Source organism: Moorena sp. SIO3I6 (assembly GCF_010672095.1).
Genome location: NZ_JAAHHU010000344.1, coordinates 1 through 4622 on the forward strand (window position 1 = coordinate 1; position 4622 = coordinate 4622).

5 protein-coding genes are annotated in these 4622 nt (G+C 41.8%); 2 read left to right on the forward strand and 3 right to left on the reverse strand.

The window, feature by feature from the left end:
• Positions 1 to 216 precede the first annotated feature (216 nt).
• Both F6K49_RS35670 and F6K49_RS35675 read left to right on the forward strand, forming a co-directional pair.
• Positions 217 to 1062: an ABC transporter permease gene (locus F6K49_RS35670; RefSeq protein ID WP_293047007.1), complete on the forward strand. Its 846-nt coding sequence runs from the start codon at positions 217 to 219 to the stop codon at positions 1060 to 1062.
• A gap of 2 nt (positions 1063 to 1064) precedes the next feature.
• Positions 1065 to 1199, forward strand: a complete 135-nt coding sequence (locus F6K49_RS35675) for a hypothetical protein (RefSeq protein ID WP_293104380.1) — start codon at positions 1065 to 1067, stop codon at positions 1197 to 1199.
• 24 nt (positions 1200 to 1223) lie between these two features.
• On the opposite strand, the gene F6K49_RS35680 is transcribed toward F6K49_RS35675, so the two are convergent.
• The 3 genes from F6K49_RS35680 to F6K49_RS35690 all read right to left on the reverse strand — a co-directional run bounded on the left by F6K49_RS35680 (position 1224) and on the right by F6K49_RS35690 (position 4168).
• Complete coding sequence (locus F6K49_RS35680; RefSeq protein WP_293104383.1) at positions 1224 to 2165, reverse strand: polysaccharide pyruvyl transferase family protein; 942 nt, start codon at positions 2163 to 2165, stop codon at positions 1224 to 1226.
• A gap of 52 nt (positions 2166 to 2217) precedes the next feature.
• Entirely contained in the window at positions 2218 to 2832 is a 615-nt protein-coding gene (locus tag F6K49_RS35685) for a Uma2 family endonuclease (RefSeq protein WP_293104388.1), read from the reverse strand.
• Between the two features lie 274 nt (positions 2833 to 3106).
• On the reverse strand, positions 3107 to 4168 hold the full coding sequence (locus F6K49_RS35690) for a hypothetical protein (protein ID WP_293104392.1): 1062 nt from the start codon (positions 4166 to 4168) through the stop codon (positions 3107 to 3109).
• Positions 4169 to 4622 lie beyond the last annotated feature (454 nt).

The following is a 4622-nucleotide window of genomic DNA, read 5'->3' on the forward strand; positions in this document are numbered from 1 at the left end:
GGAGTTGGGAGTAGGGAGTAGGGAGTAGGGAGTAGGGAGTAGGGAGTAGGGAGTAGGGAGTAGGGAGTAGGGAGTAGGGAGTAGGGAGTAGGGAGTAGGGAGTAGGGAGTAGGGAGTAGGGAAATAGGGTTGCATTTATAAAAATGAAAAATTTAAACTAGAAACTTGATATTAATTAACCATTAACTATTAATCATTAAAATTAACAATTAACAAATGACTAATGAGCAACTCTACCATCAGCAGGAGGAGCTTCCCCTAGACATGGTAAACTCTCAACCAAAACTCCGGGTTTCTTGGCAAGGTATTTTCTCCCTGCTGATGTTCTTTTATATGTACCTACCCCTGCTGGTACTGACGTTTTATAGCTTCAATGACTCTAAATACAGCGCCCAGTGGCAGGGATTCACGTTTAAGTGGTACCTGAAACTATGGGAGGACGAGAGTGTAAGGACCGCACTATTCAATAGTCTCACGGTAGCGCTAGTGGCAGTAGGGATTTCTGCGGTATTGGGTACCATGATGGCAGTCGGTTTAGCCCGTTACCAGTTTCCAGGGAAACGCTTGTATCGAGGTATCTCCTACTTACCCCTGATTATCCCAGACATTGCGATCGCAGTGGCAACTCTCATCTTTTTGGCAGTTATGGCTATTCCTCTTAGTCTGTGGACTATCATAGCAGCTCATATAGTTTTCTGTTTGGCCTATATTGCCATTGTTGTTTCCTCCCGTATCACCCAGCTTGACCCTCACCTAGAAGAAGCAGCCCTTGATTTAGGAGCAACCCCCTTACAAGCTTTTATAAAAATATTACTACCGGAATTGATGCCAGGGATTATTGCCGGTTGTTTATTGTCTTTTGTCCTAAGTATGGATGATTTTCTGATTTCTAGTTTTACAGCTGGGACTGGTGCAACTACCTTACCTATGGAAATCTTTAGCCGCATCCGCACTGGTGTTAAACCAGATATAAATGCCCTTAGTGTTTTGCTAATCCTGGTATCAGGTGCAGTTGCTTTTATAGCTGAATGGCTCCGTTATCGGAGTGTGGAAAATCGGTAATAATGGGGAATCGGGAATCGGGAATTGGGAATCGGGAATTGGGAATCGGGAATCGGGAATCGGGAATCGGGAATCGGGAATTTATAACTGATACAAGGTTACTTTATATTATTCCATTATACTATTCCATTCCTTAGTTCAGCAACCCCAAAATTGATAATTCATCTTTGATAATTCATCCTTGATTTCAATTTATCTAACCTTTCTTCCAATTCAGTGGTAAGTTGCTCGATCCGATGGTCATTACTTAAGTAGGGAGAGGTAGTTTGAGCGATTCTGAATAGTTGAGTGGCGATTAATTGTTGTTTTTCACCCCAAAGTGTCTTGACTGAACGCAACTGATCTTGTTTGAGCCAATTAAAGCAAAAGTGAGCATAACGGATTGAGGAACGAATTCCCCGTGCTGTTCTAGGATATAAATCCCACAGAGGAATGATATATTGGGGTTGGTATTTCAAACCAACGGATAAGCACCAATCCTGCCATTTAAATGCCAAGATAGTTGGATTAGTGCAGATGGGAATCCAGGGAATTCGTAGCGCATCGGCTACAATTGCTCCATGCATGGCTTCTGTTAGTAAGATTTTGGTTTGGCTGATGGCAGATAATACTTGCTCGACAGGCAAACGAGGGTCAATATACTTAAAGCCGATTTGTTCACAGATTTGATGCCAGGCTTGACCGCCATATCTGGCAGATTTAGCATGGGGCATAACGGCAAATTGATGGATTTTTTGACTGGTTGGATGGAAGAGTCGTCTGACTAGCACTGCTCCATCGGTAACGGCTAATTGAGGGGAAATGTCTAAGGCTTTGGCGGAAAGGGGTCCTCTTACACAGTCAATTGTCCAGGAATCTTGGAGTTTTGGTAACTTTTCATAACCGACTCCGCTACTAAAAATTATGATTCGGCGAGCATTGGGTAAACGCTTGGGTAGTAAATTATTTAGGAGGGTACCGATTCCAACAAAGGCGGTGCTTTCATCGTCATCTAGTAAGTTAGGGATTAACTGTTGCCAGAGCCAAGGGTTTAGGTCATCGCCGAAGTTATTGAGACCACCGGGGAATCGTTTGGATGAGTATTGGTAGTAGAAGAGTTTCATTACTGTTATCCCCTAATATGTCGCATTTTACTTCGCTAGAGCCACCAAAGGTTTATGTTCCGGCCTTAACCAGTTGGTCAACAGTTAGTTTGAGTTCTGGGAAACTTGGTGATTCAATAGAATCACATCCCGTAAAGGTTTTGCCTTCTTTATATTCATCCTCAGCTAACTCGTATATCCAAACTGTAGGAATTTTAGGAGACCCAATGTATCGGGTTCCTCCCAGGGCTTTATAGTCAACAATCCAGTATTCTGGAATACCAAATTTTTCGTATTCAGCTAGTTTGGTTAGATAGTCATCTTGCCAGTTGGTACTAACGACTTCCACGATTAACTTAGCTGATTTACCGATTGAAATACTTGACTTTTTTTTCCAGTATGGGTCTTCCACGACAGTTTGTTTATCCAAGACAATGATATCTGGTAAATAACCTTCCCCCTGTTGATAGGGTTTGACAAGACAAGTTCGAGGAATAAAGTAAGGTAGTGAAAGTCTCTCTATTTCGACATCAATTTTTCTGGCAATGAGAGCTGCTACTTGTTCGTGTAAACCGGTGGGACGCATAGCTAAAATTCTACCCTGGCGAAGTTCATAGTTTCCTCCATCCTCTGGGTACTGTTCTAAGAATTCGTCAAACGTTAATAGTTTTGATACTGCTTGAACCATAGTTATGAATGGTTAATAAGTACTATTGGGTTAGTATAGCGGTTTTCAATTGGGTGAGGTACTTTCGTACTAGGTTTTAGGGAGCAGGGAGCAGGGAGCAGGGAAGTCACAAAAGCGAAGAGGTAAGAGGGAAAAAAAAACTGTGTACCTCATAGTTATGAAAAATCCTGTAAGATTTATCAAATAGATCAGGTGTAAGTACATCAACGAATTGATAACTTCTATATCATAAGGATACCAAACCCATTTACCAAAATCCATTTACCATCGACTTTTATATGGAATTATTGCTAGCTAATAAAACTCTTGTTAGTTTATCTTTAACTCGATTTCCCTGAAAGCCAATATAACCCTGTCCCAAGGTAATCTGTTGAGACCAATGAGATTGATTGCACCAATTATCATAGGCAGGTAATGCAATAGTTTCTAAGAAATAACGCCACTTCTTCGTAGTACTTGAAGGGGTGATCGCTTTGGCACGAATTCTACCATTTTTAACCATAGCGCTACGTAAATGTGGCTCTTCTTTCAACCGCTTAAGGGCTGAAATTAACGCGCTAGGGGTAGCCACTTCCAGATAGTCTAGTGGGCTATAGCGTTCTACTTGATAAGCAGCTTCACATCCGAGAATAGCAGGAACCCCTGCTAGCCAAGCATTGTAGAGTTTGGTAGCTGGTTTGGTCAGGTAATTGCGGTGGAAGCAGCCTGTGTGACACTCAAAGCTACGCACAGCCACAATAGCATCAATCTGACTGTAGTCATGCCAGCGATTGTCTAGGTTGCTATAGTCATGCCAATGATTGCGATTGATTACTGGTTGCCAAGATAACCCCAGTGCCTGGAGTTGTTGTTGCCAGGAGGGATGCTTTAACTCTATCGCTAGATTATTTTCCTGACCAAAGAAGGCGATGGTTTTAAAGCGATCGCATCGTGCTGGATGGCGCTGAATTAACCCTGGCTGAGTCCAGTGGGGTAAATAGTAACTATTGCGCAGATGCATTGTTTCCAGAGGATTTTGTACCACATGGACTTGAGCATAGGGATAGGGTCTTTGTTCAGCTTTAATACAAATCAGCAATAACTTTGGTCCTGGCTTGAGCTGGTCATTGTGAGCTCGTAAACAATTGCGGTGGATCAGGACAATCCCTTCTCTGGGCAATTCTGCTACTAGTTCGCAAGGGAAACCATCGGCTTTCAGGCGCAGATAGGTTTGTAAGGTCCAGGCATAGATACCAATACCAAAGCCTTTCCAGTTCTCATCGGCACTTTTGGGCATGGTGTCCGGCCAGAAACCCTGAGGAATGTAGAAGTAAATTGGGGGTAATTTATCGGTCATTGAATCCTGGATAAAGAAGTAATATCAAATCAATCTCCAATTTGGTTAACTAATTAATATATCCCTTAGAAGGGAATTGGTAATTGGGTAAAAGGTAATGGGTAATTAGTAGTTGATGATTAGGCATTACAGATTACCCTGACTCAAAAATCCAGGAACTATTTAAGAAGTGATTAATGGAACTTGACTCAACTTTGCATTTATCTTGCGATCAAAAAAAGCTGAATTATAGCATATCATCTTTTACAAAAAATTACCCGTTTGGGTACTGCAAACCTAATAATTTGTATGAGACAATATGGCACAGCTAAGCAAAAGTGTAAGGATGGTGCCTCTATCGAGATATTGGGAAATTTTAAGACTTGATCCTGCTAGTGTTGGGTGTGGTTACAAAAAACTGTTACTACCGCTGGCATGGGAGTTTTTTCAACAGAAGTGTCTAGAATTAGATGCT

Bases quoted from the DNA above. Each gene is read 5' to 3' on its own strand.
- F6K49_RS35670 (WP_293047007.1), top strand. From the start codon at position 217: ATGACTAATGAGCAACTCTACCATCAGCAGGAGGAGCTTCCCCTAGAC.
- F6K49_RS35675 (WP_293104380.1), top strand. From the start codon at position 1,065: ATGGGGAATCGGGAATCGGGAATTGGGAATCGGGAATTGGGAATCGGG.
- F6K49_RS35680 (WP_293104383.1), bottom strand. From the start codon at position 2,165: ATGAAACTCTTCTACTACCAATACTCATCCAAACGATTCCCCGGTGGT.
- F6K49_RS35685 (WP_293104388.1), bottom strand. From the start codon at position 2,832: ATGGTTCAAGCAGTATCAAAACTATTAACGTTTGACGAATTCTTAGAA.
- F6K49_RS35690 (WP_293104392.1), bottom strand. From the start codon at position 4,168: ATGACCGATAAATTACCCCCAATTTACTTCTACATTCCTCAGGGTTTC.